The 18,708-nt window shown below is 63.6% G+C and carries 17 protein-coding genes; 8 read left to right on the top strand and 9 right to left on the bottom strand.

All coding sequences use genetic code 11. The features are described 5' to 3' along the window. Nucleotides 1-28: 28 nt before the first annotated feature. Nucleotides 29-808, top strand: a complete 780-nt coding sequence (locus tag C2U37_RS16680; protein ID WP_104452740.1) for an ABC transporter substrate-binding protein — start codon at nt 29-31, stop codon at nt 806-808. A 58-nt stretch (nt 809-866) separates the two neighbouring features. After that, complete coding sequence (gene iadA, locus C2U37_RS16685) at nt 867-1,997, top strand: beta-aspartyl-peptidase (protein WP_104452741.1); 1,131 nt, start codon at nt 867-869, stop codon at nt 1,995-1,997. 81 nt (nt 1,998-2,078) lie between these two features. On the opposite strand, the gene C2U37_RS16690 is transcribed toward iadA, so the two are convergent. Then, on the bottom strand, nt 2,079-2,981 hold the full coding sequence (locus C2U37_RS16690) for a lysine exporter LysO family protein (RefSeq protein WP_041215456.1): 903 nt from the start codon (nt 2,979-2,981) through the stop codon (nt 2,079-2,081). A gap of 532 nt (nt 2,982-3,513) precedes the next feature. Here C2U37_RS16690 and C2U37_RS16695 point away from each other — a divergent pair. The 4 genes from C2U37_RS16695 to C2U37_RS16710 all read left to right on the top strand — a co-directional run bounded on the left by C2U37_RS16695 (nt 3,514) and on the right by C2U37_RS16710 (nt 6,665). After that, nucleotides 3,514-4,284: an ABC transporter ATP-binding protein gene (locus C2U37_RS16695; RefSeq protein ID WP_010674267.1), complete on the top strand. Its 771-nt coding sequence runs from the start codon at nt 3,514-3,516 to the stop codon at nt 4,282-4,284. 65 nt (nt 4,285-4,349) lie between these two features. Beyond that, nucleotides 4,350-5,123, top strand: a complete 774-nt coding sequence (locus tag C2U37_RS16700; protein WP_041212797.1) for an ABC transporter substrate-binding protein — start codon at nt 4,350-4,352, stop codon at nt 5,121-5,123. 105 nt (nt 5,124-5,228) lie between these two features. Continuing rightward, nucleotides 5,229-5,969, top strand: coding sequence for an ABC transporter permease (locus tag C2U37_RS16705; RefSeq protein WP_010674269.1), 741 nt, complete (start codon nt 5,229-5,231; stop codon nt 5,967-5,969). A gap of 3 nt (nt 5,970-5,972) precedes the next feature. Beyond that, nucleotides 5,973-6,665, top strand: coding sequence for an ABC transporter permease (locus tag C2U37_RS16710; RefSeq protein ID WP_010674270.1), 693 nt, complete (start codon nt 5,973-5,975; stop codon nt 6,663-6,665). A 57-nt stretch (nt 6,666-6,722) separates the two neighbouring features. Here the strand turns inward: C2U37_RS16710 and C2U37_RS16715 are convergent, their stop codons facing one another. The 3 genes from C2U37_RS16715 to C2U37_RS16725 all read right to left on the bottom strand — a co-directional run bounded on the left by C2U37_RS16715 (nt 6,723) and on the right by C2U37_RS16725 (nt 11,316). Next, the gene (locus C2U37_RS16715) at nt 6,723-7,364 is read right to left on the bottom strand and encodes an energy-coupling factor ABC transporter permease (protein ID WP_041215455.1); all 642 of its coding nucleotides are present in this window, start codon (nt 7,362-7,364) and stop codon (nt 6,723-6,725) included. 94 nt (nt 7,365-7,458) lie between these two features. Beyond that, nucleotides 7,459-8,301 (bottom strand): pyruvate formate lyase 1-activating protein, encoded by an 843-nt coding sequence (gene pflA, locus C2U37_RS16720; protein ID WP_104452742.1) that lies wholly within the window; start codon nt 8,299-8,301, stop codon nt 7,459-7,461. 75 nt (nt 8,302-8,376) lie between these two features. After that, nucleotides 8,377-11,316 carry a sensor domain-containing phosphodiesterase gene (locus C2U37_RS16725; RefSeq protein ID WP_104452743.1) on the bottom strand — a complete coding sequence of 980 codons (2,940 nt, stop codon included), beginning with the start codon at nt 11,314-11,316 and terminating at the stop codon, nt 8,377-8,379. Nucleotides 11,317-11,450: 134 nt separating this feature from the next. Here C2U37_RS16725 and C2U37_RS16730 point away from each other — a divergent pair, with 134 nt between their 5' ends. After that, nucleotides 11,451-13,139 (top strand): FAD-dependent oxidoreductase, encoded by a 1,689-nt coding sequence (locus C2U37_RS16730; RefSeq protein ID WP_104452744.1) that lies wholly within the window; start codon nt 11,451-11,453, stop codon nt 13,137-13,139. 96 nt (nt 13,140-13,235) lie between these two features. Here the strand turns inward: C2U37_RS16730 and C2U37_RS16735 are convergent, their stop codons facing one another. The 5 genes from C2U37_RS16735 to C2U37_RS16755 are packed head-to-tail and all read right to left on the bottom strand — an operon-like array spanning nt 13,236 to nt 18,403. Continuing rightward, entirely contained in the window at nt 13,236-13,664 is a 429-nt protein-coding gene (locus tag C2U37_RS16735; protein WP_029314329.1) for an ion channel, read from the bottom strand. 1 nt (nt 13,665) lies between these two features. Beyond that, the gene (locus C2U37_RS16740) at nt 13,666-14,694 is read right to left on the bottom strand and encodes a DUF2955 domain-containing protein (RefSeq protein WP_104452745.1); all 1,029 of its coding nucleotides are present in this window, start codon (nt 14,692-14,694) and stop codon (nt 13,666-13,668) included. Between the two features lie 8 nt (nt 14,695-14,702). Beyond that, complete coding sequence (locus tag C2U37_RS16745) at nt 14,703-15,794, bottom strand: HlyD family secretion protein (protein WP_104452746.1); 1,092 nt, start codon at nt 15,792-15,794, stop codon at nt 14,703-14,705. Continuing rightward, nucleotides 15,787-17,304 carry an efflux transporter outer membrane subunit gene (locus C2U37_RS16750; protein WP_104452747.1) on the bottom strand — a complete coding sequence of 506 codons (1,518 nt, stop codon included), beginning with the start codon at nt 17,302-17,304 and terminating at the stop codon, nt 15,787-15,789. Before C2U37_RS16750 ends, C2U37_RS16745 begins: the two co-directional genes overlap by 8 nt. Before the next feature lie 4 nt (nt 17,305-17,308). Next, the gene (locus tag C2U37_RS16755) at nt 17,309-18,403 is read right to left on the bottom strand and encodes an AI-2E family transporter (RefSeq protein ID WP_104452748.1); all 1,095 of its coding nucleotides are present in this window, start codon (nt 18,401-18,403) and stop codon (nt 17,309-17,311) included. A 30-nt stretch (nt 18,404-18,433) separates the two neighbouring features. Here C2U37_RS16755 and C2U37_RS25270 point away from each other — a divergent pair, with 30 nt between their 5' ends. After that, entirely contained in the window at nt 18,434-18,568 is a 135-nt protein-coding gene (locus C2U37_RS25270) for a hypothetical protein (protein WP_010674281.1), read from the top strand. Nucleotides 18,569-18,708 lie beyond the last annotated feature (140 nt).

Below are 18,708 nucleotides of genomic sequence, written 5' to 3' on the forward strand. Positions count from 1 at the left end.
GCGCTTTTTATGTAATGGAGTACTCACGATGAAGACCACACTGACCCTGTCAGCCCTTGTTGCTGCCTGTCTGCTCGCTGCCCCCGTCACCGCCAAGGAGTGGAAGACGGTACGCTTTGGCGTGGAGGGGGCCTATCCACCCTTCTCATGGACCGATGCGTCCGGAGAGATCAAGGGATTTGACATCGATCTTGCCAACGCCCTGTGCCAGCAGATGGCCGTCAGGTGCGAGCTGGTGGCCCAGGATTGGGACGGCATGATCCCGGCCCTGCTGTCGCGCAAGTACGACGCCATCATCGCTGCCATGTCGATCACCGACGAGCGGCGCAAGAAGGTCGACTTCACCGAGAAATATGCCCACATTCCCAACCGCTTCGTGGCGGCCAGGGGCACCGAACTGACGCTGACGCCGGAAGGGATGGCGGGCAAGCGCATCGGCGTGCAGCGGGCCACCACCCACGACAAGTACCTGACCGACAACTTCGGCTCCAGCGTCATCATAGTGCGTTACGGCAGTGCCGATGAAGCCTACCTCGACCTGAAGGCGGGACGGGTGCTGGCCCTGCTGGCAGACGCCTCAGCCATCGAACAGGGGTTGCTTGGCAAGGAAGGGGGCGACAAGTTCGACTATGTGGGGCCGGCCCTGACCGACCGTCAATGGTTTGGCGACGGCATGGGGATCGCGGTGCGCAAGGGGGATCAGGATCTCAGGGCCAAGCTGAACGACGCCATCAAGGCCCTGCGCGCCAACGGCAAGTATCAGGAGATCAACCGGAAGTACTTCAAGTACGATATCTATGGCGGTTGATGGGTAACAGTCGGAGGGAGCCTGCTCCCTCCTTTTTCATGCAGCAAGGAGAGACCCCATGTTGACCCTGATCGAGGGTGCGCAGATCCATAGTCCGGCCCCGCTCGGCCAGCAGGATCTGCTGGTGGCGGATGGCCGCATCGCCTGGATGGGCAAGGGACTGACGGTTCCGGTCGACTGGCCACTGACGCGGGTGGACGCTGGCGGCCGCTATCTGGTGCCCGGACTGGTTGACCCGCTCGCCCATATCACGGGAGGCGGCGGTGAGGGAGGCTTCGGCTTTCGCACGCCGGAGCTCTTGGCAAGGGAAGCTCTGGCGGCGGGGGTTACCACGCTCGTGGCGGCGCTCGGCACCGACAGCCTGACCCGCAGCCCGGCCCAGGTGCTCGGCAAGGTACGCGAGTTTCGCGCCGCCGGGGTGAGCGCCTTCATGTACACCGGCTCCTACCACCTGCCGGTCAAGACCCTCACCGGCACGGTGGAGTCGGACATCATGCTGATCCCCGAGGTGCTGGGGGTAGGGGAGGTGGCCATCAGCGATCACAGGTCCAGCGCCCCCACCCACGACGAGCTGGCGCGGCTGGCGAGCGAGGCGCGGGTGGCCGGGCTGTTGTCCGGCAAAAGTGGCGTCAGCTTCTTTCACCTGGGGGATGGCCGCGGGGCGCTGGCGCCCCTGCGGGCCCTGCGCGATGACACCGACATCCCGCTTCGCCAGCTCTACCCCACCCACTGCAACCGCAATCCCTGGCTCTTTGCCGAGGCCATCGAGTGGGGTCGGGCAGGTGGCTGGGTCGACCTCACCACGTCGAGCTTCCCGGATCTGCTGGATGACGGGGAGCGGCTCGCGGCCGACGCCCTGGTGGCGTTGCTGGCGGCGGGCGTGCCCGTGGATCGCATCAGCTTCAGCTCGGACGCCAACGCCAGTCTGCCGCGCTTTGACGGCGAGGGGCGACTCATCGAGCTGCGCTGCGGCCAGATAGGGAGCCTGTGGCAGGAGGTGGTGGCGGCCTGCGGCAAGGGGGTGGCGCTGGAGATGGCACTGGCGGTAGTGACGGCCAATCCGGCCAGGGCGCTGGGGCTTGCGAGCAAGGGTACCCTGGGGGTGGGGCAGGATGCGGATCTGCTGCTGATCGACCCTGATACGTTCGCCATCGAGCGGGTGATGAGTGGGGGCCGGTGGCGCACCTGAATACCGGCGTCTGTCATCCAGCCCGCTCAGTTCATCAAAAAAAGCCCGGCAGCAGTGCCGGGCTTTGTCGTGCCATGGGGTTCAGATGGCCAGGAACCCCAGGATCAGAATGGGGCCGAGCAGGCTCAGGATAAAGCCGGAGACGATGGCCACCGGCACCACCTGGATGCCGCCGGATTTCTGGATGACAGGCAGGGTGAAGTCCAGCGCCGTGGCGCCGCCGTAGCCGATGGCGGCGCTGGGGTGGCGGCGCATCAGCACCGGGATGATGAGGATGGCGATAAGCTCGCGCCCCAGATCGTTGATGAAGGCGGCGGACCCCAGCACCGGGCCCAGCTTGTCCGCTACCAGGATGCCGGAGAGCGAATACCAGCCAAAACTGGAGCTCATCGCGAGGCCATGGGCAAAGGGCATGCCGAGCAGCTGGGCGGCCAGCAGGCTGCCGAGCCAGCTGCTGAGGATGACGGTGAGCGCGATCTTCATGCCCCAGGGATTGAGCAGGATCTGGCGCAGGCGCATGCCGGAGTTGCGCATCTGGATGCCGATGAGCAAGAGCAGCAGCATCAGGGCCCACTCGCTCAACTTGTCGATGGGCAGGGCGCGCAGGTCCACCACCAGCCCAAGCAAGACGCCCCCCAGCACCACGAAACAGAGCTGGAGGGATTCCCACAACAGGTGCAGCTTGCTCGGCATCTTGCCGTCACTGGCCTCGTGGGTGGGGGGGCTGCGCTTGTCCAGCCACCACAGGGCCAGCAGGTTGCAGAGGGTAATGGCTGCGAGCATCACCCCTGCCACCTTGAAGATCACTGCCAGGTTGCTGCCCAGGTTCTCCACATAGGCCAGCCCCAGACCCATCAGGAACAGGATGAGGTAGACCATCTTGCCCAGGGACTGGTTGACCAGTTTGATCAGACGGGCGGAAGAGAGGGGAACCAGATAGCCGATCACGAGCGGCAGCAGGATCAGCAACACATTGAGCAACATCGGGGCCTCGATCACAAAACGTGGAAAAACGGCACCTTATCACGACTTGTTGCACCTGTGTCACGGATCTGTGCATCAGCATGGCCCATACGGGACTTTTTTATCATATTGTTGTGTTTTTTGATGACAGTCGGCTCTGTACGCAAACGGGGAAAGAGGGCCACATCACCTGAGAAATCAATTTCATCCCCATGAAATGACGAGAGAAGGGGAATCTGCCTGGGTGAATAAAGTCCTTTTGGATGACATCTGGCGGATATGGTGAAATATGCTTGCTACCAGTGCGCTGCGGGTATAAAAGAGCGGTAGGTAAGGTGCGACAAAAAATGGATTTTATGCAGACAAAGTGCTGAAAAATACTCAATAGGCCAATAAAAATACAGATAAAACACCAAATACCTCGGTTCTGTATTGTTTTTTCACTACCTCAATGATATTTTCGCTGAAGGTTGCCATCGGTTAACGTTTTGTTAAATGGACGATGGTGGAGTCACGCCGAAGCGGCGTCTAGGGACAGACAAGGTTGTAATGGATGAGCGACGTTGCCGCACTGGAAGTTCGTGATCTGCACAAGTATTTTGGCACCCACGAAGTGCTCAAGGGCATCGATATGACGGCCCACAAGGGGGATGTGATCTCCCTCATCGGCTCCTCGGGTTCGGGGAAGTCGACCTTTCTACGCTGTATCAATCTGCTTGAAACCCCCTCATCGGGCAGCGTCTCCCTCCACGGGGAGCTGATCCGGATGAAAACCAGCCGTTCCGGCGAACGCCTGCCGGAAGACATGCGCCAGGTGGAGCGCATCCGCAGCCGGCTGGCCATGGTGTTTCAAAGCTTCAATCTCTGGTCCCACATGACCATCATGCAGAACATCATCGAAGTGCCCATCCAGGTGCTCAAGGTGCCCCGTGCCGAGGCCATCGCCAAGGCGGAGCATCTGCTCAACCGGGTGGGGCTGTGGGAGCGTCGCGACTATTATCCCGGTCATCTCTCCGGCGGTCAGCAGCAGCGGGCCGCCATCGCCCGGGCGCTGGCGGTGGAGCCCGAGGTGATGCTGTTTGACGAGCCTACCTCGGCCCTCGACCCTGAACTGGTGGGGGAGGTCCTTGGCCTGATGCGCGAGCTGGCGGAAGAGGGGCGTACCATGATGGTGGTGACCCACGAGATGTCCTTCGCCCGCGACGTATCGAACAAGGTGATGTTCCTGCACCAGGGGCGCGTGGAGGAGGAGGGCAATCCCAAGGAGATCTTCGCCCATCCCAAGTCGGAGCGATTCAAGCAATTCATCTCGTCCATCTATTGATGGACGGGATTCAATTTCAACCATCCGTACTTTCAACGATCGACGTGTTTATCAAGGAGAGATACATGAACAAGCTGATGCTGGCGACTGCCGTGATGACGGCCCTGTGTTCCGGTAGCCTGATGGCCAAGGAGTGGAAAGAGGTGCGGATCGGGGTGGAAGGGGCCTATCCCCCCTTCTCCTGGACCGAGCCGAGCGGCGAGGTGAAAGGCTTCGACATCGACATCGCCAACGCCCTGTGCGACGAGATGAAGGTGAAGTGCACCCTGATCAAGCAGGACTGGGACGGCATCATTCCGGCGCTGCTGTCGCGCAAGTATGACGCCATCATCGCCACCATGGACATTACCGAAGAGCGCAAGAAGAAGGTGGACTTCACCCAGAAGTACCAGCACATCCCGGCGCGCTTCGCCGCCAAGAAAGGGACCGAGATCCAGCTCGACAAGGCCTTCATGGACGGCAAGACCATCGCCGTGCAGCGTGCCACCTCCATGGATACCTACATCACCGACAACTTCCCCAACGCCACCATCAAGCGCTACGGCACTGCGGATGAAGCCTACCTCGATCTGAAATCCGGCCGTGTCGACTACGTGATGGCCGACTCCGCCGCCATCAGCGACGGCCTGCTGAAGAAGGAAGGGGGCGATGCCTTCGAGTTCATCGGCCCGAAACTGACCGATCCCAAGTGGTTTGGTGAGGGTGCCGGCATCGCGGTGCGCAAGGCTGACAAGGATCTGAAAGAGAAATTCAATGCTGCCATCCTGGCCCTGCGTGCCAATGGCAAGTACAAGGAAATCAACGACAAGTACTTCGACTTCGACGTGTACGGCGAGTAAGCCGACGTCAGGCGAACAACGACAGGTTGATCCCGTCAGTAGTCATCGGGCCCGTTGCCTTCCGCTGGGAGTGACGGGCCCGATTGCGATGGAGCTGCATTGCATATGTTTGATTTGAAAGGATACGAAACCTCTCTGCTGGAGGGGGCCTGGATCACCCTGGAGGTGGCGCTCGCCTCCCTGCTGCTGGCCCTGGTGCTCGGCATGCTGGGGGCCCTGGCCAAGCTCTCTCCCTACAAGTGGGCACGCGGCATCGCGGCGGCCTACACCACCGTCATTCGCGGCATCCCGGATCTGGTGCTGATGATGCTGCTCTTCTTCGGCGGCCAGGTGCTCATCAACGGGATCTGCACCTGGGTCAACGAGGCCTACAACAACCACCTGCTGGCGAGCAACCCGAACCAGGAGTGGGTCTCCCTGCTGCCCGATTACATCGACATCAGCCCGTTTGCGGCCGGGGTCGCTACCATCGGCTTCATCTTCGGTGCCTACATGACCGAGACCTTCCGCGGCGCCATCCTGGCGGTGGACAAGGGGGAGCTCGAGGCGGCCCGTGCCTTCGGCATGCGGGCAAGCCAGGTCTTTGTGCGGATCCTCTTTCCCCAGATGATGCGCCACGCCCTGCCCGGGTTTGGCAACAACTGGCTGGTGCTGCTGAAAACCACGGCCCTGGTCTCCATCATCGGGCTCGATGACATGGTGCGAAAGGCGTCGCTCGCGGCGGGCTCGACTCAGCAGCCTTTCACCTTCTACATGGCGGTGGCGCTGATCTTCCTGGTCTTCACCGCAGTCTCTACCTCGGCGCTCAAGTGGGCCGAGCGTCACTACGCCATCAAGACGAGGTAAGCCATGGATTTCTCGATCATTCTCAAGGAGTGGCCCACCTACTGGGAGGGGCTCTATACCACCATCTGGCTGGTGGCCGCCTCGCTCATGCTGGGGCTCATGCTGGCGGTGCCCATGGGCATACTGCGCAACAGCCGCAACTGGTTGATAAAGGGGCCAATCTGGGCCTATATCTACTTCTTCCGTGGCACCCCGCTCCTGGTGCAGCTCTTCATCATCTACTACGGTGCCGCCCAGTGGGAGTGGCTCAAGAACAGTGCGGCCTGGTCCCTCTTCTCGGAAGCCTGGTTCTGTGCCCTGCTGGCGTTCACTCTCAACACCGGCGCCTACACCGCCGAGATAGTGCGTGGCGCCGTGATGAACATGCCCAAGGGGCAGATAGAAGCGGCAAGCGCCTTCGGCATGACCCGCTGGCAGACCCTCACCCGCATCATCCTGCCCAACTCGTTTCGCCGTGCGCTGCCGGCCTACAGCAACGAGGTGATCTTCATGCTGCAGGGGTCGGCGGTGGCGGGCATCATCACCATCGTCGATCTGACGGGGGCCGCGCGGATCATCAACTCCCGCTACTACAGCCCGTTCGAGGCGTTCCTGACCGCAGGTCTGCTCTACATGCTGCTCACCTTCGTCATCGTCTGGTTGTTCAAGAAGTGGGAAGCCCGCTGGCATGCCCACCTGCGCCCGCGCAGCGTCTGACTGCCAGCAGAGAAAAAGCCCGCAACTGCGGGCTTTTTTTATGGACCACGGGCAGGCTCAGCGCCCCAGGTACTCCCTGTCGAAGAAGGTGTTGACCCAGTGGGGGCGATAGACGGCGAGCAGGGTCATGGTCATGCCGTTGAGGAGCGCCTCGGGGAAGAGCAGCAGCGGCCAGATGGAGAGGTAGTCGGCGCTGATGGTGTGCCAGGAGTAGGTGCCGCTCACCCCCATCAGCAGGGCGCTGGCGATCACCTTGGCCGAGATGCTCAGCGCCCCCCCGAGAAATGCCGCCACGAACAGATAGACGAAGAGGTGGCGAGGCAGCCAGGCCCAGCTCCCCAGAAACAGCAGCCAGCTGGTGGCCACCGGCAGGGCGACGCCGATGAGGGCTTGCCAGCCGATGTCGGCCAGGGGGATGACCCCGAAGTAAGCGAGGAGCAGCAGGGTGAGGCAGGGGGCAAGCAGGGCGAGGCGCCAGCCCAGCAACAGGGTCAGGCTGGTGAGGCCGAGAAAGTGGATCTCGAGCCCCTCGTGCAACCCGGCCCGCAAGGTCCACAGCGGTACCAGCACGATGGCGCCGCCGAGGCAAAGATGCTGATAGAGCGGGTGGGCGCCAAGGGTGCGCAGCAGGGAGGCGTTCAGACTGAAGGCGAGCAGCACCAGCCAGAGCAGGAGGGCGGCGACTTGTCCTTCACTCATGAGCGGTTCCCCCGGATGCGGCTGTCGGTGATGGCGCCGTGGCGAACGCCAGCGCAATGAAAAGAGGCCGCCCTCTGCCGGGCGGCCTCCTGTCTCAATACTTCACGTTGGGGTGATACTTGCCAAGGATGCCCTGGACCCTGTCCATGGTCTCCTTGCTGGGGGGCTTGATGCCGACCAGATCATAGGTATCTCCCAGCACGTCCCACTTGTGCTTGCCAAGTTCGTGGTAGGGCAGCAGCTCCACCTTCTCGACGCACTCCCCCAGCTCGGCGATGAACTGGCCGAGTCCTTCTGCGCTCTCGTCATCGTCGGACCAGGTGGGCACCACCACGTAGCGGATCCACATGGTCTGACCGCGGGAGGCCAGGTAGCGGGCGAACTCCAGGGTGTATTTGTTGCTGACGTGGGTGAGGGGAATGTGCTTCTCGTCGTTGATCTGCTTGATGTCGAGCAGCACCAGATCGGTGTTGTCCAGCACCTGGTCGAGCAACTCGTCGTAGTGACGCACGAAACCGTTGGTGTCGAGGCAGGTGTGGATCCCCTGGGCCTTGCAGGCGGTGAACAGTTCGGCGATGAACTCCTGCTGCAGCATGGCCTCGCCGCCGGAGGCGGTCACGCCACCGCCGGAGGCATTCATGAAGTGGCGATAGCTGGTGAGATCCTTCATCAGCTCGGGCACGGTGACCTCGCGGCCGCCCTGGGTGTCCCAGGTGTCCCGGTTGTGACAATACTTGCAGCGCATCAGGCAGCCCTGCATGAACACGATGAAGCGGATGCCGGGGCCGTCGACGGTCCCGCAGGTCTCGACGGAGTGGATCCGGCCAATGATGTCGGTAGTGCCGGTGTCGCTGGCTTCAACGGTCGGGATCCGCTGCGTGCCGGGGGTGGCAGGTCCCTTGGATTCAACGGCGGGGATCCGGTTAATGACTGACATAGACGACTCCAATGGTGCGGACAAGGTTCGAGCGGTCGTTATTTTATGACAGAAAGCCCTATAAATCCTACCAGTTTAGCCCGCAGGGGTGGCACCCAGCAGGCTCTCCAGTGCCTTGACGGGGAGCGGCCGGCTGGTGAGGAAGCCTTGATAATGCTGGCATCCCAGGGCCTTGAGCACGGCGAGCTGCTCCTCTTCCTCCACCCCTTCGGCGGTGACGGTGAAACGAAACACCCGGGCGAGATCCAGGATGGCCTTGACGATGGCCTTGTCCTGTTCGCTGTGGACCAGGGTCTGGATGAAGCTTCTGTCGAGCTTCACCTCGTCGGCGGGCAGATCCCGCAGATAGGCCAGGGACGAGTAGCCCGTGCCGAAGTCGTCGATGGAGATGAGCAGGCCGAGGGCCTTGAGCTGGCGGATCCTGGCGATGCTCTCCAGCCGGTTTTCCAGCACCACGGACTCGGTGATCTCCAGCAGCAGGCGCGACGGGGGCACCCCGGTGTCCCGCAGAATGTACTCCACCTGCTGCACGAAACCGGCGGTGTGGAACTGGCGGGCGCTGACGTTGACCGACAGATGGGGGATGGCGAGACCGTTGTTGAGCCAGAAGCTGTACTGGGCACAGGCGGTCTTCATCACCCAGTAGCCTATCTCCTGGATCAGGGTGGTCTCCTCGGCGATGGGGATGAACTCCCCGGGGGGCACCATGGTGCCGTCGGCCTTCTGCCAGCGCAGCAGCGCCTCTATGCCCGAGAGCGTGCCGTTGTCGACCCGGTATTGGGGCTGGTAGTGCAGCACCAGCTCGTTGTTGCGCAGGGCATCGCGCAGCTGGTTGTTGAGAGAAAGCTTGCTCTTCTCTTTTTCCGCCATGGCTTCACTGAAGAAGATATGGTTGCCCTGGCCCGCGCGCTTGGCCATGTGAACGGCGGTATCGGCCTGCTGCATCAGGACAAGGTGATCCTTGTCGTCATCGCTGAACAGGCTGATCCCCACGGAGGCGCTGCAGTGCAGCTTGTGATCGCCGATGTCAAAGGGGGCACGGAAGATCCCCATCAGCTCCCGGGCAAAGTGCTCCGCCAGGATCTTGGCGGTGATATAGCCCTGGCCCAGTGCCGTGAAGAGCAGGGCAAATTCGTCACCCGAGGTGCGGGCGAGCACCAGGTTCTCCTGGGGCAGGGACTTGAGTCGCACCACCACGGCCTGGAGCAGCAGATCGCCGCAGGCGTGACCGAGGGAGTCGTTGATGGATTTGAAGTTGTCCAGATCCAGCAGCAGCAGGGCCCCCCACTGGCCACTCGGGGTCTGCAGGGTGCGCTGCATGATGTCGGTCAGGCTCCGCCTGTTGTAGAGATCGCACAGGTCGTCGTAGTAGGCGAGACGCTCGATGTGGCGGGCGGTCTCCTTCTCCTGGGTGATGTCGTGGAAGCTGCAGACGAAGTGGCTGATCTCCTCCTCCTCGTCCTTGACCCCGCTCACCATGAGCCGCACCGGGAAGAGGTGTCCCTCCCGGTGCAGGCATTGTTCCTCCCCGAGCCAGTATCCCTGCCGGTTGACCGCCGCGATCACCTCCTCCTTGAGGGTGTCGCCATAGTAGGTGGGCCTCAGGGCGTCGATGTGCAGGCCCAGCATCTCCTCGCTGGCAAAGCCGGTGATGCGGCTGAAGGAGGCATTGACCTTGAGGATGATGCCCCCGTGATCCATTACCAGCAGGCCGTCGTGGGTGTTGAAGGCCACTTCGGCCAGGCGCAGGGCATCGTCATTGGCCAGGCGCTGCAACTCGCTGGCGGCCCGCTCGCGCTGTTCGTAGAGGACGTCCAGCAGGGGCGCGGGATCGGCCAGAGGGGTGGCGAGCAGCAGGGTGAGCTGCCCCAGGGGGAGACCGTTTGGCCCCGGGAAGGGGATGCCGACATAGGCCTTGGCGTCGAGGGCCAGCAGCTGGCTGGACTGGGGATAGCGCAGGGCCAGATCTTCCACGTAGAGGCTCTGCCCGTGCTGGAAGATCTCCCGGCCCGGGCCGATGTCCATGGGCATGGGTTTGACGACGGCGAAGGTCTCCCCCTCCACCACGCAGCGGGGAATGAGCCAGAGATCCTGGCCGCGAGGCTGAAATTCGCCGATCCAGCCCATGTGGGCACCGCTCAGGCCCATGGCCCAGCGCAGCAGGGCGCGGCAGTAGTCGTTGCCGGTCAGGTTGGCAAGCCCCGGGGGGGGCGCGAGGTCCGGGGTGTCGGTCGCCACGGGGTCCGGCTGCCAGTGGCCGAGCAAACGGGCGCAATGACGCACCAGTTGCAGGGTGTCATCGCTGATGAGGGTGCTCTCGGCATACTCCAGGCTGAGCACGCCGATGAGCTTCTCCTGCTCCAGCAAGGCGCCGTCCAGGCGGGAGCAGACATTGGCATCGGCCAGATAGTAGTGCTGGCTCAACATGGGCTGGTGGGCCGCCTCCGAGAAGCTCAGGGCGCCCCGGGCGCGCAGGGCCCGGATGTAACGGCTGTCTCCGCGAATGGCACCGAGCGCGTCCACCCCCAGGGTGAATACCGGGGTCAGCTGTTCGCCGCCAAGGGCGCCATGGGCCTGGTAGTGCCAGAGGATCAGGCGATCGGCCCCCAGGCACTCCTTGAGGCTCTCCAGCATGGCGTCATACTGCTGCTGGCTGGCCATCTGGCTCAGGCGCGGCAGTTGCAGGGACAGGCTGGCGGCGCTCTCCTGGGACTGGGTCTGCAGGCAGATGAGCCAGAAGGCGTCCTGCTCGTGGGAGAGGGAAATGTGCCAGAGGAGGGCGTCAAAGCGCAGCACCAGCTTGCCCCCCTTGCCGCTGGCCAGCCGCTGCTCGATGGGCTGGCGCAGGGCGTCCGGCAATTGGGCCGGCCAGGCACTGCGGGGCTCGTCGAGCCAGTGGAGCGGCGTCTGCATCACATCGGTCAGGGCGACCAGCCGTTGACTACGGGTATCCAGGCGGAAGAACAGGGGCGCCTGGCTGGCGGTCGGAAGATGGCTGAGCGCGGTAGACGACATGAACTGACACTATCCTGTTGAGCAATTGTCGGAGGGCAAGAATACTGCAAATCCGTGGCAAACAAAATTTCATTGAATTCTAAATTAGATAAGTCTAATTTATTGGTCATTTCCTGTTGAGTGGAGTCTTGCAGATGAAACGGATCCTGATTGTGGGTGGTGTGGCCGGGGGGGCGTCCGCCGCCGCCCGTGCCCGCCGTTTGAGCGAAGAGGCGGAGATCGTGATGTTCGAGCGGGGCGAGTTCGTGAGCTTCGCCAACTGCGGTCTGCCTTATCACATCGGGGGGGATATCCCGGATCGGGATGCCCTGCTGCTGCAAACGCCGCAAAGCTTCAAGCGCCGTTTCAACGTGGATGTGCGGGTGTTTCACGACGTCATCGAGATAGACAGGGCCGGCAAGAGCCTGCTGGTGCGCAACCTGCTCACCGGCGAAGAGCGGCGCGAAGCCTACGACGTGCTGCTGCTGAGCCCGGGCGCTGCCCCCATCCGGCCTCCCTTCCCCGGCATCGAGAGCCCGGGGGTACACACCCTGCGTAGCATTCCCGACATGGATCGCATCCTGGCGGCGCTGGCGCACGACAAGCCCCGCCACGTCACCGTGGTGGGGGGCGGTTTCATCGGGCTGGAGATGATGGAGGCGCTGCACCAGCGCAAGCTGGATGTCACCCTGCTGGAGCTCTCCGATCAGGTGATGGCGCCGGTGGACAAGGAGATGGCCAACCTGCTCCACGCCCGCATCCGGGAGGAGGGGGTCGATCTTCGCCTGCGTACCGGCCTCGCTGCCATCGAAAGCCTGGAGGTGCCTGCCGAGAAGACCGCCGCCGTGGCGACCGCCCAGCGGGGTGGACTGCGCCTGACCCTCAATGACGGCTCTCATCTCGACACCGGCCTTCTGATCCTCGCTATCGGCGTCAAGCCCGAGACTCTGCTCGCCGCCAAGGCGGGGCTGGTGCTGGGACCGCGGGGCGGCATCAAAGTGGATGCCGGGATGCGTACCTCGGATCCCTGCATCTTCGCGGTGGGGGATGCGGTGGAGGAGATCGATTTTGTCACCGGCGAGTCCGTGCTGATCCCGCTGGCGGGCCCCGCCAACCGCCAGGGGCGCATCGCCGCCGACAACATGCTGGGGCGAAGCGAAACCTACAAGAAGACGCAAGGGACCGCCATCTGCAAGCTGTTCGATCTGGCGGTGGCGAGCACGGGGCTGAACGAGAAGCGACTGGTGCAGCTGGGGCTGCCGTTCGAGAAGGTCTATGTCCACCCGGGCAGCCACGCCGGCTATTATCCTGGCGCCCATCCGGTCAGCCTCAAGCTGCTGTTTGCCCCCGATGGCAAGATTTACGGCGCCCAGGCCATCGGCAAGGATGGCATCGACAAGCGCATCGACGTGCTGGCGGTGGCCCAGCGCGCCGGCCTCACCGTATTTGATCTGCAGGATCTGGAGCTCACCTATGCGCCGCCCTTTGGCTCAGCCAAGGATGTGATCAACATGGCGGGCTTCGTGGCGAGCAACCATCTGAAGGGGGACACCCTGCTCTGCCACGCAGCCGAGGTGCAGGCTCGCCACCCCCATCAGCAGGTGGTGGATGTGCGAAACGGCCCCGAACTCGACAAGCTGGGACGCATTCCGGGGGCGATGCACATTCCTCTGGACGAGCTGCGCGACCGTCTTGATGAGCTGCCCAAGGATAAAGAGCTGCTCATCAGCTGCCAGGTGGGACTGCGGGGTCACGTGGCCTGCCGCCTGCTGAGCCAGCACGGTTTTCGGGTCAAGAACCTCTCAGGCGGTTTCAAGACCTGGCAGGCGGTGATCGCCGAGTAGATCCTCCAGGCTGACATGGCCCGATTGATCACTCTGTATGCAAACGGGCCACTCCAGTGAGTGGCCCGTTTTGTTGCCGCAGGTGGCCCCTCGCTCTCAGGGGGGGCTGTCAGCGAGCTGATTGCGAATGTGGTGCTGCAAGACCGCGAGCATGGAGGCGCCGGAGAGGCCTATCATCAGGGCACCGTTGACCGCCTCCAGGGGGCCGAGCAGTTTCCACTGCGGGCTCATGACTATGTCGCCATAGCCCAGAGTGGCGAAGTTGACCCCGGAGTGATAGACGGCCTCCTGCAGGGTATCGAACTCCCCGAGCCACAGGAAGAGCCCGCCCCAGACGCCGATCTGGGCCAGGTTGCCCAGCATCACCAGAGTGATGATGCCAAACAAAGCCAGCATGCCGGCCAGGGCCCCCTCGCGTCGATTGAATCGCTTGACGTAGAAGCGGATGCACCAGACGGATACCAGGGATTGCAGCAGCATGTTGACCAGGATCACCGGGATGCCGACCAAAAAAATCGTTAACATATCAATCTCCTAGCTTGGCTTCTGCCAGTGGGCGGCCGACTGGCCACCACTGTTCGAGCAGCAAGATACAGAGCCAGCCATAGCCGGCCACCACCAGATAGAGGCCGCAACGCATGGCGGCCGCCAACCACACATCCTTGCCGGTGGCGCTGTCCTCGATGGCCGGGCCAAACAGGATGAGCGCCGTGATCCAGGCGTTGCTCCAGAAGGATGGCGGGAAACGCCCCGCCACCAGCCGCACCAGGCGCCGCGCCAGCCAGAGGGTCATCAGGGCCAGTATCAGCACCAGCATCAGGAGCGAGGGCCAGAGGCTGAGCCCGAGCCAGAGTGCGAACGCCAGCAGGGCGCCCATCAGGGTCGAGAGCACCAGCTCCTGGCCCGCCTGTCTGGCGTTGAGGGAGGTACTCTGCTGGGCCAGGGTCACCGTCTTCATCACCGCCGGAATGTAGAACGCCGGATTGCCGAGGGCCAGCAGCCACATCGGCAGTACCATGGCGACGGCGCGCAGCGCCAGCCGCTCGGGATGTTCGGGGGGCAATGGCACCGGTCTTGCCGCCGCTCCCGCCACCTGCAGGGGAGGGAAGAGTGCGTGGGCCAGGCGGTTGACCAGGGTGCCTATCAGGATCCCCAGTCCCATCATCTGGGCAAGGGCGATGGCAAGGGACTGCTCGATGAGACCGGCCACCGGGATCACCGTGATGGCCATGATGAGCAGCATGGCGGCGGCCCCCTTGCCGGCCATCGCCTGCTGCATCAGCAGGTAGAGCAGCAGGGCGACGAGCAGCACGGCCGCCAGGGCATAGTGGGTCAGCAGGGGCACCAGCAGCACGCCGCCGACCATCACGGCCAGCAGCAGAGCGCCACCCAGCAACCCTTTGCCAAGGCTGAGCGGCTCGCCGGGTCGGCACAGCACCACCCAGGCCATGATGACCCCGAGGTGGGGCATGGGCAGCGCCAGGCCGTAACAGATCCCCGTCGCGAGCCCGATGCCCGTGCCAATGCGCAGTACAGCCTTGTCGGCGTTATGCATCTGGTACCTCAATAGAGGAAGGAGAAGAGGCTCATCAGGCGGATATAGAGTGCCCCCAGGAGGTGCATCACCCCGCTCTCGCCGGTGTAGACCAGCACGTCGGCCTGGCCACCGATCCGCAGCGCCTCGACCGGGGGGAAGTCGTCGCTCTGGAAGGCGACCTTGACCGGGAAACGCTGGGCCTGGCGCAGCCAGTCGCGGTTGTTGTCCACCGTGGGCAGGGTACCGGCGGGCTGGTTCTTGCCATCGCCCACCCCGTAGCCGACGCTGCGGATCTCCCCCTCGAATAGCTGTCCAGGCAGGCTGTCGAGCAGGATGGCGACCTTGTCCCCTGGTCGAATGTTGCCGAGGTTGTTCTCCGTCAGATCCGCCGATACCCAGACGTCGTGGATGGCGATCAGGGTCATGGCCGGGGCGCCGGCCCCGATAAACTGGCCCGCATCCGTGCTCAAGTCGGTGACAAGGCCCCGACCCGGCGCCACCACGCGGGTGTTCTGGCGATCCAGCTCGGCCTTGTGCACCGCCGAGCGGGCACTGAGCAGCTGGGAGTTGTCATCGCCGCTCGCCCCGGCGGCCTCGATGGTGCGGCGAACGTCGGCTTCGGCCGCCGCCACCTGACTCTTGGCGGTCTCGCGGCTGGCCTGGGCCACCTCCAGGCGACGCACCGAGATGGCCCCCGGATCCTCCCGATAGAGCCGCTCCTGGCGCTCGGCATCCTTGGCCGCGTTGTCGTAGGCAGCGCGCATGGCCATCAGTGAGGCCTCGGCCGCCTTGACCCCTTCGGTATTTGCCTTGACGCCGCTCAGCACCGTCTGGTAGTCGGATCTGGCCTTGGCCAGGGCGATGTCATAAGGCTCGGGATCGATCTCGAACAGGGGGGCGCCAGCCTCCACGTCCTGATTGTCGTGGACATAGACCCGCTTGATCTGGCCTGCCACCTCGGCGGCGACGGGAACCACGAAGGCCTGCACCCGGGCCTGGGAGCTGTAGGGGGTCAACCTGTCCGCCAGCAGATACCAGATGAGCAGGAGGAGGATCGCGGCCAGCAGCCCGAGGGTGGCGCCGCGGCTGGCCTGACCGGGAGAGGCTGTGTCAGTCATGGGAGTTTGCCTTCTGTGTCATGGGGGAGTGGGCTGCGTCGAGCAGGGGGGTCCAGTCGGCGCGCGTGCGCAGTTGAGCCTCCACCTTGGGGGTCACCAGGGGACGTTCGCGCCCCTGTTCCCAACCGCCACCCAGTGCCTTGTAGAGGGTGATGAGGTCGCGCATCCGGGCACCGCGGCTGTTGACCAGGCGCTCCTGCTGGTTGAACAGAGCACGCTGGGAGTCGAGCACCCGCTGGAAGTCCGCCATCCCCTCGCGGTACTGGGTGTTGGCGATTTCGAGGGAGCGGCGGGCGGCTTCGCCGGTCTGGGTCAGCAGGGCGATCTCCTCCTGGCCGTTGGCATAGGCCACGGCCGCGTCATCCACCTCGCGGGCCGCCTTGAACACGCTGTCGCGATAGCGTTCGTGAAGCTGCTGGAAGCGGGCGTCCTGCACCAGGATCTGGTTGCCGAGCCGCCCCTGATCCAGCAGGTTCCAGCTCAGCGACGGCCCGACGGCCCAGGAGAAGGTGCCACTTTCCCCGCCGCTGGCATTGACTCCCAGGGTGCCGAGCAGGGTGATGGAGGGGTAGAGCTCGCTCTCGGCCACCCCGATGAGGGCCGACTGGGCGGCCAGCTGACGCTCCGCCACCCGCACGTCGGGACGGCGGCGCAGCAGATCCGCGGGCATCTCGGTGACCAGGGCCAGCTCGCCCTGGGGGATCTTGCCGGTGTTGGTGGTCATCTCGGGCAGGGGCCCCGGGGCGCGGGCGAGCAGGGTGGAGAGGGCGTTCTGGCTTTGGCGCAGGCTGGTCTCGAGCTGGGGAATGCCGGACAGGGTGCCCAGGTACTGGGTCCTGGCTTGCTGCACGTCCAGCTCGGCGCTGTTGCCGCTCTTGAACAGTCGCTCGGTGATCTCCAGGCTGCGCCGCTGGATGCGGGCATTCTCCCGGGCGATCTGGAGCCTGGCCTCCAGGGTACGGATGCTCACATAGAGCTGGGCCACCTGGGCGGCCATCAACACCTGGATGTCGTCATATTGGGCCAGGGTCGCGAAATAGCTGGCATCCGCCGCCTCGACTCCGCGCTGGAACTTGCCCCAGAAGTCAAGTTCCCAACCGAGGTTGAAGCCGGCGCCGTAGCTGTTGCCCGCGCTGCTGTGGCCGCCCCGGGTCTGACCTGCCTGGAGGAATTCTGCCGTTCCCACCGTCGCCTGGGGGCCGAGCAGGCTCTCGGCGATGCCAAGCTGGGCCTGGGCCTCGAGGATCCGCAGGCCGGCGATCCGCACGTCCGGATTCTTGAGGAAGGCCTCCTCCACCAGGGCGCTCAGCACGGGATCGTGCAAGTTGTCCCACCATCGTCGGTAGTCGGTCACCGTCACCGCCTGCTGACCCTCGCTGGCGCTGTGCCAGTTGGCCATCTCCTCGACACCGGGGGCCTGATAATCGGGCCCGAGCAGAGTACAGGCACCGAGCAGCAGGCAGGTGCCCCCTGCAAACAGGGGGCGAAGGAGAGAAAGTGCGTCGGCCATGGGGTTATTCTTCCGCGTTGGCCAGACCGTCGTTGACCCAGGCCATGAAGATGCGATAGCCGATGGAGAGCAGGGTGGCACCGATGAACATGCCGAGGATGCCATTGGTGGCCATGCCGCCGAGGGCCCCCAGCAGCACTACCGGCATGGGCGCATCGACGCCACGCCCCAGCAGCAGCGGCTTGAGCACGTTGTCGGCCATGCCGGCCACGACCAGCAGCACTGAGTAGATGACGTTGAGCAGGGTGCCGTGATCCCCCGCCATCCACATGAAGGCAATGGCCGGTCCCGTGATCAGGATGACGGGGACCTGGGCGATACCCAGGATCAGCGCCAGGACGAAGAAGATCCCGACCGCCGGGATCCCGGCGAGGGACATGATGACGCCAGCCAGCAGGGCCTGGATGAAGGCGACCCCGATGACCCCCATGGCCACGGCCCGGATGGTGCTGGTGCACAGCTTGGTCAGGGCGAGGCCCTTGCGCTCATCGGTGATGCGCATGGCGATGCGCTCGGCGCTGATGGCACCCGGTGCCCCCCAGGCCATGATGATGCCAGCCACGATGAAAGAGGCGACGAAGCCCAGCAGGCCGCCCCCCATGCTGGCGAGCATGGCGACAGTCTGCTTGGCCATGTCGCCGAGCTGCGGCTTGTAGCTGATGAGGAGGCTCGGCAGATCCACGGATGCCTTGGTCCATAAGGCGTGCAGCTTGGCACCGATCAGCGGGATGCTGGCGATGTCGGCGGAAGGCGCCGGAATCACCAGAGTGTTGTTGTTCACCTTGTCTATCAGGGCGCTGACGCTGTCTCCCAGGGAGCCGAGCATGGCAACGGTGGGGGCCACGATGAGCAGGATGCCCAGCAGGACCAGCAGGGTGGACGACTGGCCCTGTTTTCCCCCGAGTCGGGCGGCAAAGCGCTGATGGAGGGGGTAAAGGGTGACCGCCAGGATCAGGGCCCACAGCATCATGTTCATGAAGGGGGAGAACACGGTGAAGCAGAACGAGCCTAGCGCCAGAATAAGGCCAAATTTGATGAACATGTCCAGGAATCGGGCAACCAATCTTTTTTCGACGAGGGACAGATCGTTATTTTCCATGCTGATATGACTCCAGAGAGGGATGGATGCATGACCCCGCTGACCCTGTGTGAACTCAAGGTCGGCATTCTGGTCGATGGACAATTAATAAGTTTGTTTTCAATGGTTGAGGCATACATCGAGCGCACCTGCACGTTATGTATGGCACAGGTGTTCAAGGCTTAAAAAATATTTATCTGCTTGATATGTCGTTGATTGGAAGGCCTGCGTTGAGCAGGGCCGAGAATAATGAATGGCCCGATCGCGCTCAAGTGAACAGTGGTGCCCGGTTTAGCCTGGGTTCAGAAAATCACGACAATCCTCTT

Source organism: Aeromonas sp. ASNIH1 (assembly GCF_002934285.1).
Classification (GTDB): Bacteria; Pseudomonadota; Gammaproteobacteria; order Enterobacterales; family Aeromonadaceae; genus Aeromonas; species Aeromonas caviae.

What these genes read in the sequence shown, in the direction of transcription:
- C2U37_RS16680 (WP_104452740.1), top strand. Translation starts at nt 29, where the DNA reads ATGAAGACCACACTGACCCTGTCAGCCCTTGTTGCTGCCTGTCTGCTC.
- iadA (WP_104452741.1), top strand. Translation starts at nt 867, where the DNA reads ATGTTGACCCTGATCGAGGGTGCGCAGATCCATAGTCCGGCCCCGCTC.
- C2U37_RS16690 (WP_041215456.1), bottom strand. Translation starts at nt 2,981, where the DNA reads ATGTTGCTCAATGTGTTGCTGATCCTGCTGCCGCTCGTGATCGGCTAT.
- C2U37_RS16695 (WP_010674267.1), top strand. Translation starts at nt 3,514, where the DNA reads ATGAGCGACGTTGCCGCACTGGAAGTTCGTGATCTGCACAAGTATTTT.
- C2U37_RS16700 (WP_041212797.1), top strand. Translation starts at nt 4,350, where the DNA reads ATGAACAAGCTGATGCTGGCGACTGCCGTGATGACGGCCCTGTGTTCC.
- C2U37_RS16705 (WP_010674269.1), top strand. Translation starts at nt 5,229, where the DNA reads ATGTTTGATTTGAAAGGATACGAAACCTCTCTGCTGGAGGGGGCCTGG.
- C2U37_RS16710 (WP_010674270.1), top strand. Translation starts at nt 5,973, where the DNA reads ATGGATTTCTCGATCATTCTCAAGGAGTGGCCCACCTACTGGGAGGGG.
- C2U37_RS16715 (WP_041215455.1), bottom strand. Translation starts at nt 7,364, where the DNA reads ATGAGTGAAGGACAAGTCGCCGCCCTCCTGCTCTGGCTGGTGCTGCTC.
- pflA (WP_104452742.1), bottom strand. Translation starts at nt 8,301, where the DNA reads ATGTCAGTCATTAACCGGATCCCCGCCGTTGAATCCAAGGGACCTGCC.
- C2U37_RS16725 (WP_104452743.1), bottom strand. Translation starts at nt 11,316, where the DNA reads ATGTCGTCTACCGCGCTCAGCCATCTTCCGACCGCCAGCCAGGCGCCC.
- C2U37_RS16730 (WP_104452744.1), top strand. Translation starts at nt 11,451, where the DNA reads ATGAAACGGATCCTGATTGTGGGTGGTGTGGCCGGGGGGGCGTCCGCC.
- C2U37_RS16735 (WP_029314329.1), bottom strand. Translation starts at nt 13,664, where the DNA reads ATGTTAACGATTTTTTTGGTCGGCATCCCGGTGATCCTGGTCAACATG.
- C2U37_RS16740 (WP_104452745.1), bottom strand. Translation starts at nt 14,694, where the DNA reads ATGCATAACGCCGACAAGGCTGTACTGCGCATTGGCACGGGCATCGGG.
- C2U37_RS16745 (WP_104452746.1), bottom strand. Translation starts at nt 15,794, where the DNA reads ATGACTGACACAGCCTCTCCCGGTCAGGCCAGCCGCGGCGCCACCCTC.
- C2U37_RS16750 (WP_104452747.1), bottom strand. Translation starts at nt 17,304, where the DNA reads ATGGCCGACGCACTTTCTCTCCTTCGCCCCCTGTTTGCAGGGGGCACC.
- C2U37_RS16755 (WP_104452748.1), bottom strand. Translation starts at nt 18,403, where the DNA reads ATGGAAAATAACGATCTGTCCCTCGTCGAAAAAAGATTGGTTGCCCGA.
- C2U37_RS25270 (WP_010674281.1), top strand. Translation starts at nt 18,434, where the DNA reads ATGACCCCGCTGACCCTGTGTGAACTCAAGGTCGGCATTCTGGTCGAT.